The organism is Streptomyces sp. NPDC058758, assembly GCF_042746075.1.
Taxonomy (GTDB): Bacteria; Actinomycetota; Actinomycetes; order Streptomycetales; family Streptomycetaceae; genus Streptomyces.
In genome coordinates, this window is the sequence record NZ_JBHYPS010000024.1 from 1 (window position 1) to 12354 (window position 12354).

General features: G+C 73.1%; 13 protein-coding genes. 7 read left to right on the plus strand and 6 right to left on the minus strand.

Annotated elements, in window-relative coordinates; all coding sequences use genetic code 11:
• Positions 1 to 209, plus strand: a 209-nt coding sequence (locus ACFW6A_RS24895) for a fasciclin domain-containing protein (protein ID WP_386643054.1), incomplete at its 5' end; no start/stop codon positions are given.
• 280 nt (positions 210 to 489) lie between these two features.
• Here ACFW6A_RS24895 and ACFW6A_RS24900 read toward each other — a convergent pair.
• Both ACFW6A_RS24900 and ACFW6A_RS24905 read right to left on the minus strand, forming a co-directional pair.
• Positions 490 to 1794 carry an MFS transporter gene (locus ACFW6A_RS24900; protein WP_386643057.1) on the minus strand — a complete coding sequence of 435 codons (1305 nt, stop codon included), beginning with the start codon at positions 1792 to 1794 and terminating at the stop codon, positions 490 to 492.
• Complete coding sequence (locus ACFW6A_RS24905; protein ID WP_386643060.1) at positions 1779 to 3176, minus strand: NAD(P)-binding domain-containing protein; 1398 nt, start codon at positions 3174 to 3176, stop codon at positions 1779 to 1781. The genes ACFW6A_RS24900 and ACFW6A_RS24905 overlap by 16 nt, the downstream gene beginning before the upstream one ends.
• A 625-nt stretch (positions 3177 to 3801) precedes the next feature.
• On the opposite strand from ACFW6A_RS24905, the gene ACFW6A_RS24910 reads away from it, so the two are divergent.
• A complete protein-coding gene (locus ACFW6A_RS24910; protein WP_351849518.1) occupies positions 3802 to 4170 on the plus strand; it encodes a metalloregulator ArsR/SmtB family transcription factor in 369 nt (122 codons plus the stop codon).
• Positions 4171 to 4571: 401 nt separating this feature from the next.
• Here the strand turns inward: ACFW6A_RS24910 and ACFW6A_RS24915 are convergent, their stop codons facing one another.
• Together ACFW6A_RS24915 and ACFW6A_RS24920 are read right to left on the minus strand one after the other, a co-directional pair.
• Positions 4572 to 5777, minus strand: a complete 1206-nt coding sequence (locus ACFW6A_RS24915) for a pyridoxal phosphate-dependent aminotransferase (protein WP_386643063.1) — start codon at positions 5775 to 5777, stop codon at positions 4572 to 4574.
• Between the two features lie 16 nt (positions 5778 to 5793).
• Complete coding sequence (locus ACFW6A_RS24920) at positions 5794 to 5967, minus strand: hypothetical protein (RefSeq protein ID WP_351849514.1); 174 nt, start codon at positions 5965 to 5967, stop codon at positions 5794 to 5796.
• A gap of 141 nt (positions 5968 to 6108) precedes the next feature.
• Here ACFW6A_RS24920 and ACFW6A_RS24925 point away from each other — a divergent pair, with 141 nt between their 5' ends.
• Positions 6109 to 6474: an ArsR/SmtB family transcription factor gene (locus ACFW6A_RS24925; protein ID WP_386643066.1), complete on the plus strand. Its 366-nt coding sequence runs from the start codon at positions 6109 to 6111 to the stop codon at positions 6472 to 6474.
• 108 nt (positions 6475 to 6582) lie between these two features.
• Here ACFW6A_RS24925 and ACFW6A_RS24930 read toward each other — a convergent pair whose 3' ends face one another.
• On the minus strand, positions 6583 to 7641 hold the full coding sequence (locus ACFW6A_RS24930; protein WP_386643069.1) for a permease: 1059 nt from the start codon (positions 7639 to 7641) through the stop codon (positions 6583 to 6585).
• A gap of 94 nt (positions 7642 to 7735) precedes the next feature.
• On the opposite strand from ACFW6A_RS24930, the gene ACFW6A_RS24935 reads away from it, so the two are divergent.
• The 3 genes from ACFW6A_RS24935 to ACFW6A_RS24945 all read left to right on the plus strand — a co-directional run bounded on the left by ACFW6A_RS24935 (position 7736) and on the right by ACFW6A_RS24945 (position 10384).
• Positions 7736 to 8110 (plus strand): helix-turn-helix transcriptional regulator, encoded by a 375-nt coding sequence (locus ACFW6A_RS24935; protein WP_250736043.1) that lies wholly within the window; start codon positions 7736 to 7738, stop codon positions 8108 to 8110.
• Between the two features lie 271 nt (positions 8111 to 8381).
• A complete protein-coding gene (locus ACFW6A_RS24940; RefSeq protein WP_386643072.1) occupies positions 8382 to 8711 on the plus strand; it encodes a hypothetical protein in 330 nt (109 codons plus the stop codon).
• Positions 8712 to 8788: 77 nt separating this feature from the next.
• The gene (locus tag ACFW6A_RS24945; protein WP_351849508.1) at positions 8789 to 10384 is read left to right on the plus strand and encodes a GNAT family N-acetyltransferase; all 1596 of its coding nucleotides are present in this window, start codon (positions 8789 to 8791) and stop codon (positions 10382 to 10384) included.
• Positions 10385 to 10521: 137 nt separating this feature from the next.
• On the opposite strand, the gene ACFW6A_RS24950 is transcribed toward ACFW6A_RS24945, so the two are convergent.
• On the minus strand, positions 10522 to 11493 hold the full coding sequence (locus ACFW6A_RS24950; RefSeq protein WP_307866634.1) for a helix-turn-helix transcriptional regulator: 972 nt from the start codon (positions 11491 to 11493) through the stop codon (positions 10522 to 10524).
• 351 nt (positions 11494 to 11844) lie between these two features.
• On the opposite strand from ACFW6A_RS24950, the gene ACFW6A_RS24955 reads away from it, so the two are divergent.
• Positions 11845 to 12354 carry a hypothetical protein gene (locus ACFW6A_RS24955; RefSeq protein ID WP_351849506.1) on the plus strand — a complete coding sequence of 170 codons (510 nt, stop codon included), beginning with the start codon at positions 11845 to 11847 and terminating at the stop codon, positions 12352 to 12354.

Sequence of the window (12354 nt, forward strand, 5' to 3'; positions counted from 1 at the left end):
AGGTCCTCACCTACCACGTCGTCGGCGAGAAGCTCACCCCGAAGCAGCTGGAGAACGGCACCTTCGAAACCCTCCAGAAGGGCACGATCACCACCCAGGGCTCCGGCGAGGACTACACCGTCAACGACACCTCCAAGGTCGTCTGCGGCAACGTCAAGACCTCCAACGCCAACGTCTACATCATCGACACCGTCCTCATGCCCAAGTAGGGCTGTCCGGCCCCGGGAGAAACATCCTCCTGCGCCGCATGATCCAGCGGCCCCCGCAGCCCGCTGGATCATGCGGCCCGAGAACTCGACCGCCTCGACGGCGTCCTCGTGAGATCCCCGGAACCGGCGAAGCCGAAGGGCGGCGCCTCAGGGACGAGGAACAGGCGCTCGCCGATGACTCCGCCTCCGAAGAGTTCCGGGCCGCCGGTGTTCGCTTCCACGACCCCGAAGCGGCCGCGACCGGACTCGTCGGGCCGGTGCGTTCCTCCGCCCTCCGGTGTCACCGGGCCCTGGTCCGGTTCACGACCCACGCTGACACGCTGGAGTACGACCGCCTGTGCGGAATCGTCGGCTCGTCTGCCGGGACCGACGCGCCGATGGCGACGACGGCGGCAACACCGGCCAGGGCCGCCAGGACCAGGAACAGCGCGGGGTGGCCCCCGAGGGAGGGGGCGAGGACGGCCGCCGCGAAGGGGGCCAGGGCGGAGGCGGTCATCACGGGGGCGCCCAGGAGGCCGGAGAGGCGACCGTAGTGGCGGGCGCCCCAGCGGTCGGTGACGGCGGTGGCCTGGAGGAGGGTGAGGTTGCCCCGGACCATGCCGGCAGCGACGGAGAGGGCGACCAGCAGGCCGTACGGGCCCGGGGCGAGGGCGAGAGCCGCGGTGGTCAGGCCGCCGAGGGCGATGAGGGTGACCGTGCGGGTGGTGGTGCCTGCGCGGCGGGCCAGCGGGGCGTAGAGGGTGCGGCCCAGGGTCTGGCCCGCACCGCCGAGACCCAGGACCCAGGCGGCCTCGGTGGTGGTGTAGCCGCGTTCGACGAGGAGGGGGACGGTGGTGACGACGACGGCGTACATCGCGAAGGCGGACAGGGTGAGGGCGAGCCCGAGGAGGAGGAACGGACGGCTGCGGACGATCGCCCCGGGTGGGGCGGCGGCCGTCTCCGGAGCGGGTGGTGCCGGCGGCCACGGCGCGCGGAGGGCGAGGGCGTGGGCGGGAATCGTGAGGGCGGCCAGGAGTGCGGCGAGCACGAGGTAGGTGGCGCGCCAGGTGAGGTGGTCCGCGAGGACGGCCGCGAGGGGGGCGAAGACGGTGGAGGCGAGGCCGCCCGCGAGGGTGACGGTGACGAGCGCGCGGACGTGGTCGGGGGCCCACCAGCGGGTGAGGGCCGCGAAGGCGGGCTGGTAGAAGGTGGCGGACATGGAGAGTCCGGCCAGGATCCAGCCGACGAAGAACACCGGCGGGTTCGGGGCGAGGGCCATGACGGCCAGGCCCAGCACGCCGGTCGTCGAGCCCGCCGTCATGATCGCGCGGGGACCGTGCCGGTCGATGATCCGGCCGACGCCGATGCCCGCGACGCCGGAGACGACGAGGGCGAGTGAGAACGCGGCCGTGGTCGTCGCCGCGGACCAGCCGGTGGCAGCGGTGATCTGCGGGTTCAGCACGGGGAAGGCGTAGTAGACGATGCCCCAGCCCGTGATCTGCGTGAGGCAGAGCGCGGGCAGGACGGCGCGGGGCCGCGACCGCTCCTTCGCGTCGGTCGCGGTCCCGTGCGGCGGGGTGTCGAGGCTGGTCACGAGCCGCAGCATCCACCCGTGGACGGCTCGGTGGCGAGGGGCAGGACGGCCGGAGCGCCGAGCTGGACGAGCTGGGGTGCCGGCGGAGCGCAGCAGCCGTCGGCGTCGCCCGACTGGGCGGCGGGGTCGTCGTAGAGGCCGGAGCCGCCGCAGACTCCGGTCTCGGGGAGGGTGAGTTCGACGCGGTCGGCGGAGTCGAGGTCGCCCGCGAGGGCGGCGGCCACGGAGCGGACCTGCTCGTAGCCGGTGAGGGCGAGGAAGGTCGGGGCCCGGCCGTAGGACTTCATGCCGACGAGGTACACGCCTTGCTCGGGGTGGGAGAGCTCGCGGTGGCCGTGGGGGTAGACGGTGCCGCAGGAGTGCTGGTTGGGGTCGATGAGCGGCGCGAGGGCCGTCGGCGCCTGGAGGCGGTCGTCCAGGCCGAGGCGGAGCTCGCCGAGGAAGGACAGGTCGGGACGCAGGCCGGTGAGGACGACGACCTCGTCGACGGGGTCGAGACGGCGGCCGTCCTCGGCGACCAGGACGAGACGCCCGTCGGTGTCCCGCTCGACGGCCTCGGTGCGGAAGCCGGTGACGGCGTCGGCGTGGCCCTCGTCGACGGCGGCCTTGGCGGCGAGGCCGAGGGCACCGCGGGCGGGGAGCTGGTCGGCGCTGCCACCGCCGAAGGTGGAGCCGGAAAGGCCCCGGCGGAGAACCCAGAGGGCCTTCGTGCCCGCCTCTTCACGGGCGAGCACGGCGAGGGAGGCGAGTGCGGTGAAGGCGGAGGCGCCCGAGCCGATGACGGCGGTGCGCCTGCCCGCGTACCGGGCGCGGACGGCCGGCTCGTCGAGGTCGGGGACGCGGTAGGAGATCCGGTCGGCGGCGGCGCGTTCGCCGAGGGCCGGGAGGCCGTCGGCACCGGCGGGGCTGGGCAGGGTCCACGTTCCGGAGGCGTCGACGACCGCGCGGGCGAGGATCCGCTCCTCGCGTCCGTCGGCGTACGCGACGTGGACGGCGAACGGCTGGGCGTGGCGGTCGGCGTCCACGATCCGGTCCCGGCCGGCGCGGGAGACGCCGGTGACGCGGGCGCCGGTGCGGACCTTGTCACCGAGGACGTCGGCGAGCGGCTGGAGGTAGCGGTCGGCCCAGTCGCCGCCGGTGGGGTACGTCGCCGGGTCCGGCTTCACCCAGCCGGCCGGGGCGAGCAGCTTCTCGGCCGCCGGGTCGGTGAGCTCGCTCCAGGTGGAGAAGAGCCGGACGTGCGCCCACTCGCGTACCGCCGCACCCGCCCGCGCGCCGGCCTCCAGGACCAGGGGCTCCAGACCGCGGTCGACGAGGTGGGCGGCGGCGGCCAGGCCCACGGGGCCGGCTCCGACGACCACGACGGGCAGGTGCTCGGTGGCGGTGGCGTTCATGACGAGTCCCCTTGTGTTTCGACGTCCGTCGATCTCTTGAGCTCTCAGCATGCATCGGATATCGATGGACGTCAACATAGACGTTTATCGAAATGTGGAGGCCTTCGCCGAACACGTCGATGCGGCCGCCATCGGAGCCCGGCGGTCGGGCCCCACCTCGGCGCACCATCCCCCGCGCGAAGGGCCGACCCCGGCGATCCGGAGGCTTCCGGCCGGGCGACCGGCCCGTGGCCGCGGCACCACGACGGCCTCACCCCGTTCTCGCCGGCCCGGTGCCGCTCGCTGCCGCCACCGCCCTTCGGGACGACCCGGACCGCCGTCCCCACCGGGACGAAGCGGTGGCCCGCCCGCTGCGGCGCGCCGAGCGCCTGGGCGCCGACCTGCCCACCGGACGGCGCGTGACCGCCGCCCGCACCGCCCGGACGGGGCTCCTTCACCGACACGGCGACGCACGTCCGGGAGTACCGCACCCCACCCCGTTCGCGGGGCGGCGGGTCGCGGCGGTGGGCACGGAGAACTCCGCGGCCACCGCCGCGACGCCCGGCGCGTCGCCGAGCGCCCGACGGGCGAACTGCGGCGCCCGCGATCCCGGTACCTTTGCTTTGACGTGTGTCAACATAGACATATGTCGAACGCGACCGCGAAGGTGTTGCCGCTGCTGGAGCCCACCGTCGAACCGTGCTGCCCGCCGCTCACCGAGCGTCCCCTGACGGCCGGGGAGGCCGAGCGGACCGCCCTGATGTTCAAGGCGCTGGGCGACCCGGTGCGTCTGCGACTCTTCTCCGCCGTGGCGTCCCACGAGGGCGGTGAGGCGTGCGTGTGCGACATCTCCGATGTCGGCGTCTCCCAGCCGACCGTCTCCCACCACCTGAAGAAGCTGAAGGAGGCCGGCCTGCTCACCTCCGAGCGGCGCGGGACCTGGGTGTACTACCGGGTGGAGCCGGGGGTGCTGGCGGCGATGGGGCGGCTCCTGAGCCCGGCGGCCACGAGCTGAGCGAAGCCGCTCCACGTCAGCGACCGGCCGCATCACGGCGGCAGGGCCGTCGAGGCCGAGGGGCGCGATCCGCGATCGCCAGGTTCCCGACGCCGACGAGGACGCGCTCGGCGTCGACCGGCCCCCTTCAAGGGCGTTCACCGGGGTGCCGACCCGTTTGCCGAAAGGTGCTTCGCGGGCCTCCGGAACCCCCGCAGCCCTGAGGACGGCCTGCCGGAACCCCCGCAGCCCTGAGGACGGCCTGCCGGAACCGCCGGAGCACGAGGCACCGAAGCGGCTTGCGGTCATCGGTGCGCTCGCACGCCGGGCGGACCCGGCGACCCTCGAGCGGCGAACACGGAAGGGGCGCCGACCGTCGCGGTCGGCGCCCCTTCGGGGTGGGGGGTGGTGGCCTTCGGGCGTCAGGCCAGCGTGCCCACGAATCCCGCCAGCCGTCCGAGCGCCTCGTCGAGCTGCTCGGGCGGGACCGTGTACGAGATGCGGACGTGGTCCGGGGCCGCGAAGTCCGCGCCGGGGACGACCGCCACCTGGGCCTCGGCCAAGAGGAGTTCGGCGAAGTCGGCGGCTGAGGCGATGGTGCGGCCTGCGCTTGTCCTGCCGTACAGGCCGGTGACGTCGGCGAGGAGGAAGAAGGCGCCCTCGGGATCGCCGTCGACCCGCAGGCCGGGGATGTCGCCGATCGCCTTGACGGTCGCGAGGCGGCGGGCGTCGAGCGCGGTGCGGCGGCGCTCCAGTTCGGTGCCGAGGTCGGCCGTCAGCGCGCCGAGGGCCGCCCGCTGGGCGACGGAGGACGGGGCCGAGGCGGTGTGGCTCTGGAGGGCCGTGACGGTGGAGGCCAGCTCGGCGGAGGCGGCGAGCCAGCCGATGCGCCAGCCGGTCATGGCGAAGGTCTTGGAGACGCCGCCGATGGTGACGGTGCGGGCGGCGATCTCGGTGCCCAGCGCCGCCACGGAGGCGAAGCGGGCGTCGCCGAAGACCCAGTGGTCGCAGATCTCGTCGCTGACGACGACGAGGTCGTGTTCCACGGCCACTTCGGCCAGGGCGGCCAGTTCACAGCGGCTGTGGACGACGCCGGAGGGGTTGGCGGGGCTGTTGAGGAGGAGGACCCGCGTGCGGTCGGTGACCGCTTCCCGCACCTGCTCGGGCGTGACCTTCAGGCCGGCGCCGGGGGCGGGGCGCACGGGGACCAGGGTTCCGCCGGCCAGGGCGATGAGGTGGGGGTAGCTGACCCAGTACGGGGCCGGCACGAGCACCTCGTCGCCCGGTTCGAGGAGGGCGGTGAAGGCGTAGTGGAGGGCCTGCTTGGCGCCCGCCGTCACGACGAGATGCGACGCCTGGTACGCGGTGCCGTGGCGGTTGAGGTGCGCGGCGACCGCCGTACGGAGTTCGGGGATGCCGGCGGCCGGGGTGTAGCGGGTGAAGTCCTCGGCGACGGCCCGTTCCGCCGCGCGTGCGGCGGGCTCGACGGTCGGGAACGCCGGCTCGCCGCTGGTCAGGTTGATGACGTCGGCGCCCGCGGCGACGAGCGCCTTGGCGTGGGCGTCGAGCGCGGCGGTGGCCGAGGGCGGAACGGCGGCGGCGCGCGCGGAGGGACGGAGGGGGTTCACGGGGTTCCCCACGGGGTCAGAGGCGGACGGCGAGGTGGGTGAGCGTGGCCTCGTGGCCGCGCCGGAGGGCCGCCGCGCGGGCGCCCCGGTCGACGACCTCCACGCAGCTGTCGCAGAACCGCACGTCGGCCGTGCGGGTGGGGCGGCGGGTGACGCGCAGGCGACGGAAGGAGGCGAGAAGGGACGACATGACGCGACCTCAATTCATAGACGCTTATCTATGAGATGAGTATGACCCAATCCATAGATGAGAGTCAATGGATTGGTCGTGGCGGCCCGGAGAGCGGTCGGCTCTGGACGTGACGCGTCGCCATCGGTCACATTGGGCCGCATGATCGAGCCCTTGACCACCGAGACGCCCTCCGGTTCCTGCTGCCCCGTCCCCATGACGCCGGATCAGGCGGAGGAGCTGTCGGTCGTGTTCAAGGCGCTGGCGGATCCGGTGCGCCTGCGGATCGCCAGCATCGTGGCCTGCTGCCCCGCGGGCGAGGTGTGCATGGGAGAGATCGCCGCCGAGTTCGACCTGACGGGACCGACCATCAGCCACCACCTGCGCAAGCTGCGCGAGGCCGGCATCCTCGCCTCGGAGCGGCGCGCGAACGAGGTCTACTACTTCGTCCGCCCGGACCGGATCGAGCACCTGATAGGCCCGCTGGCGGGCATGCGGAGCACGGCCCGCACGTCCCCGCGCTGCTGAGCACGCGAAGAAACGGCTGCGGCCCGCCCCCGAAGCCTGGGGGGCGGGCCGTTGCCGTCTTGCGCGGTGCCGGCGGCGCTCAGGGCGCCGGGAGCCGAACCTCCGGGGTCAGAGCCAGAGGGGGGCCAGGTAGCCGAGGGTGACCGCGCCGGTGAAGAGGATGCCGACGACCAGGGAGACCACGCGCCAGCGGGCGATGAGGAGCATGCCGCTGATGGCGCCGATGCTGGTGCCCGCACCGGTCACGAGGAAGGCGAGGGCCGCGCCGGGGCCCATGCCGCCCTGCATCAGGGTGGCGACGAGGGGGAGCGAGCCGTCGGAGTTCAGGTAGACCGGGATGCCGATGAGGGCGGCGACCGGGACGGAGAAGATGTTGCCGTCGCCGAGGAACTCGGTGAGGAAGCTGGTGGGGATCGAGTTGATGAGCAGGAAGCCGAGGGTGGCGAAGCCCAGGAAGTAGAGGGCGAGACGCTTGGCGTTGACCTTGAACTCCTCGCCGAACTCCTTCAGCTTCCAGCGCTCCACGACTCCGGCCGGGGCGGGTGCGGGCTTCGGCTCCACCGGGCGGGCGAGCAGGGCCGTACGGGCCAGGCCGCCGCCACCGGCGGGGACGCCGCCACCGGCCGTGACGCCACCACCGGAACCGCCCCCGGTCTCGCCCTCGTCACTGCAGCAGCTCTCGGACGCCTTCTCCTCCGCCTGGTTGGCACTGAGACGGGCCTGGCCATCCAGCCAGTCGGTCTTCTCGATCAGCCAGGTGACGAAACCGGCGAAGACGCCGAGGACCATCGCGGCCACGAAGAAGGTGGTGGCGAAGTCGAAGCCGAAGAGGCCGGTCGACAGCACGTACTCCTCGGGGCTGGTCAGGGGCGAGGCCACCATGAAGGTCACCACCGGGGCCCACGGGACGCTGGAGGCGAGCGCCCCGAGCACCACCGCGGTCGTGCCGCAGGAGCAGAAGGGGGTGAGGGTCGCCAGGACGATCGCGCCGAGCACCGCGACCGCGGTCTTGCGGCGCATCCACGCCGACAGGCGGTCCGCCCCGATGTAGACGGGGATGGCCGAGGCCAGCACCACGCTGATCAGCAGGAACGGCCAGTTGGCGGAGAGGGAGTGGCCGACGTCCTGGGCGGTGCGCCACAGAACGTCGAGGACGGTGTCGATCACGGAGGGCTCCAGCAACTCATAGACGGCTGTCGATGGGTCAGACTCTGCCGGAACTCATAGATGACTGTCAATGAGTCGCGGGAACAATTCATAGATGGCCATCGTTGAGTCCGGTATGCCCACGTCGATCTCGGAGCTGTGCTGCTCCCCCGTGCTCGCCGGCCCGCTCACGCCCGAGGCCGCCGACGATCTCGCGACCGCCCTGAAGGTGGTCGCCGACGCCACCCGCCTGCGCCTGCTCGGCCTGATCCGCTCCCAGCCGAGCGGCGAGGCGTGCACCTGCGACCTCACCGAGCCCCTGGGCCTCACCCAGCCGACCGTCACGCACCACCTGCGGGTGCTGTACGAGGCCGGGTTCCTGGAGCGCGAGAAGCGCGGACGCCAGACCTACTACCGGATCGCCCCGGAGAGCATGAGCGTGCTCTGCCAGGCGCTGGACCCCTCACCGCAGCTGCTCGCCGCAGGCTGACCCGCCTCGGCAACATCCCTTCCCCAAGGGCCGGTTCATGCCCGCGTCACACGCGGGGGACCGGCCCTTCGGCATCTTCAGGCAGGTGGATGCCGGACGCGTTTCCTGCCACCGGTGATCCCTTCCACACCCTGGGTGAGCTCGGACAGACTCATGAACACCGGAAGGGCGACGAGCCCCCGGGACACCGGGAAAGGCCCTCGAGGCCACCGGCCGCCGAAAAAACCACAGCCATCACCAGGGGAGAGCCATGCCTGTTTCGCGTACCTCGATGCGTCTTGCCACCGCCGCACTCGTCGCCGCGATCGGGCTCGGTGCCACCTCGACCCTGGGCGCCGGCACCTTCCCCGCCCTCGCCGGAGCGGGCTGGGACACGGCCCCCGCCACGCCCACCGACTCCACGGACGGGGCCGGCTGGGACGTGGCCCCCACCGTCGTCCTCGCCTCCCCCATCGACGGCGCGGGCTGGGACGTGGCCCCCGCCACGACCGACGGCGCCGGCTGGGACGTGGCCCCCGCCACGACGAACGACGGCTCCGACGGCGCCGGCTGGGACTCGGCCCCGACCGACCCCTCCACCGACGGCGCCGGCTGGGACTGACCAGCACCCCTCGCCCTTCCCGCCGGGCACCCCACCCCGTACCCCGCGCACCGCCGACCCCACGAGGAGAGCACCCCATGAGCACCACCTGCTGCAGCACCACCGCCGAGGAACCCTCCCCGGCCCTCCCGGTCGTCGAGACCGCCTCCACCGGCTGCTGCTCGACCCCCGAACCGGCCGAGAAGGCCGCCGAGGAGCAGGAGTCCTCCTGCTGCGGCAGCGAGACCGCCGAGCCCGAGCCCGTCGAGGCGTCCGACTGCTGCGACACCCCGGCCCCGGAGCCGGAGCCCGCCGCTGCGGGCTGCTGCGGCCCCGCGCAGCCCGAGCCGGTCACGGCCTCCGGATGCTGCGGCCCGCAGGAGGAGCAGGCCGACCCCGCCCAGGTGCGCGCCGGCCTCTCCCTCGACGACGCGATCGCGGCGCTCGGCGGCGGCATCCCGCAGGCCACCGACCCCACCCCGTACGCCCAGGTGGACTGGCTGGCGGCGACCGAGGAGAGCCTGCGGGGCGCCAAGGCGTGGCACACCGTCGCCGACCGCGGCGAGGGCGACATCGCCTTCCTCCCCGGGTACGTCTTCGACGCCGACCCGATCGTGGACGCCGACCCCCGTACGCTGCTCGGCTGGCAGCCGAAGGACGGCACCGCGGCCTGCTGCTCGGCCACCACCTCGTGCTGCGAGTCCGCCACCGACGCCGTCGAGGCCCTCGGCACCGACGCCTTCTTCCCGTCGCTGCTGCTGGGTTCGCCGCTCGGCTACCGCTCCGAGGCGGCCGCGTCCGTCGAGGACCCGCTGCTCGTCGCCGACCTGGTCGACCGCATCGTCCCGGCCGCGATCGAGGCCGGCATCCGCTCGATCACCGCCCCCTGGCTGCACGACAGCGCGTACAGCGACGTCCTCGCCCTGGCGCTCCAGGCATACGGCGGTGACATCGCCTTCCACGGCGAGAACAACCTCCTCGACCTCCAGCACGACAGCTACGACGCCTACCTCGCCTCGCTCCCCTCCCGGAAGCGGCGCCGGGTGAAGGAGGACCGCGAGCGCGCGGACGACTCCGGCACCCGCATCGAGCGCAAGGACCGCGAGGAGCTCCGCCCGCTGATCGGCCGGATCACCGAGCTCGTCACCCAGAACCGCCAGAAGTACGAGGGCGGCGAGGACGAGGCGCACATCGGCGCCCTGCTGACCGCGCTGGTCGACGGCGGGGCCGACATCCGCGCGTACCTCGTCCACAAGGACGAGAACGTGGTCGCGGCCTCGGTGACGGTCCGGCGGGGCAAGCGCCTCTTCGTGAAGTGGGCCGGCTTCGACTACGAGGCGCTGGGCGAGCGCAGCGGCGTCTACTTCGAGATCGCGCTCGACCGTCCGCTGCGCGACGCCTTCGCCGAGGGCATCACCGCGATCGAGGCGGGACCGGGCGCGGACGAGGCCAAGCGGCTGCGGGGCTTCCGGCCGGGGCGGATCCGCTCCGTCGTCCTGGTCACCGACGCCGCGCTGCGGCCCAAGGTCGCCGAGCTGCACGCCGCCTACGGCCAGGCCCGCCGCGAGACGCTCGGAGCGGCCGAGGAAGCGGCGCCGACGACGGCGATCGGCCGCCTGCGGGCGAAGCTGCTCGGTAGCACGGCGTACGAGCCGATCAAGCCCCTCCAGCCGGAGGGCGGCTGCTGCGGCTGACCCGCCGCCTCCACCTCCCGGACCCGCTCGTCGGATCCGCGCCGCACGACAACTTCACCATGCCCTGTTGAGCCGGTCCGGTGCCTCGCGCACCGGGCCGGCCGGCCGTTTCCCCCGGAGACGCGGCCTGCCGGCCGTCAGTCCGTCCAGCCCGCCTTGGCCGCGAGAACCCCGGCCTCGAAGCGGCTGCGTGCTCCGAGCCGTGCCATCAGCTCGGACATGATCCGGCGCTCCGTGCGCAGGCCGATGCCCAGCTTCTTCGCGGCGATCTCGTCGGTGGCCCCCTGCGTCAACTGGCGCAGGAGCTCCCGTTCCTGCGCGGTCAGGCCGGCCTCGTCCCGGTCACGGACGCTGCCGAGAGGAGCCGCGCGCTCCCAGACCTGCTCGAACAGGGCGACCAGAGCGGTCAGCACACCGGGGCCGGTGAGCTGGACGGCGCCCTTCTTGGTGTTGTCGGGGTCGACGGGAAGCAGGGCGACCTCCCGGTCGAAGAGCACCATCCGCAGCGGGAGGGCCGGGACGGTGCGCACCTCGCCGCCGTTGTCGTGCAGCCAGTGCGCGTACTCCACGGTGGGGGTGTCGTTGCGGACGCTGTCGAGGTAGGCGGTCAGGACGCGCACCCCCCGTCGCATCAACTGCTCGTCGAGGGGCCGGCTCGCCTCCAGGCTGGCCGCGGACTGGGCACCGCCGGGCATGAAGGACAGGCACTCGGTGGTGCTGCGGTGGGCCAGCTCCTCGAGCCGGGCCTGGATGGCGTCGATGCCCTGGAGGTACTCCACGCCGTGACGTTCACCGGTGCGGAGCTCGGCGTACTCGGCGAGCAGCGTGCTGATGGCCGCCTGCGATTCGGCGAACTGCTGCTGCTGTGCGAGGAGCTCCGCCTGCTGGCGCTGGAGCAGGAGCTGGAACCCCAGGTTGGGGCTGACGGGCCGCACGCCGCCGGGGGCCTGGAGCGAGCGGCGCAGGAGGTTGAGTTCGGCGAGCCGGTCCAGGGCCTCGCGTATGTCCGTCTCCGGACGGGCCAGATGGTTGGCGAGCTCTCCGACGCCCCAGTCCTGGTGCGTGAGCATCAGGCGGTAGACCGTCTCGGCGTCCGCATCCAGTCCCAAACTCGCCAGCACAGCGACCCCCCGGCCTACGTCTCAAGATGCGAGACATCTTCGTCAGTCCATTGGCGAGCGCCGATCTTTGCAGCTCAGGACGCTCGCAGACAAGACGTGTTCACCCTGTGATCAGGTCCGTCCACACCTTCCCCCACCCTCGCCCGGCGGCCTGAATTACCCCTCACAGGCAGGTGGTTGCCGGGAGCAGTTCATGCCAGGGGATATCTCTTCCGCCGGCCTCGACGGCTCAGCAGACTGGTGATCACAAAGGTTCGGCAGGCCGGCACGACGGATTCCGCGCCTCTCTTCCCGCCCTTTTCCACGGGGCATTCCATCCACCACACACGGAGGACAGCCATGTCCGCTGCGCGGAGTCTGCTGCGCCTGGCCAACAGGGCCGCCGCCGTCGCCCTGGGCTTCTCACCCGCCGGCGGGCACGGCTGCGGCCCCAAGTGCCGCCATGCCGAGCTGTACGGCGAGGTCGCTCCCGCCGAGGCCGACCAGCACGTGTGGTCCGTACCCGGGCTCGCCGCCCGACCGGGAGGGCCCGTGCTGATGGCCACCGCCACCCTCGTCGCCACCGACGCCGCCGCGCACCGGGACCTGGAGGCGGCGACGGTGACGGACATCGTCTGGGCGTCCGCGATGACCGAGGACGACCTTGAACATGTCCACGCCAGCTCCACCTCCGGCCGAATCGAGCTGACCTTCTTCCACCGCACGCGCAACCCCGCCGAGGCGATTTCCGCCGCGTGGGAAATCTGCCTGCGCGCGCTGAATTCCAGCCCTTCTCTGGCCCATTGGCGGATCACCTCCGCCCCGCGACTTCCCGACGCCCTCCCCGGCCCGGGCCCCCTTCCCGCGTGA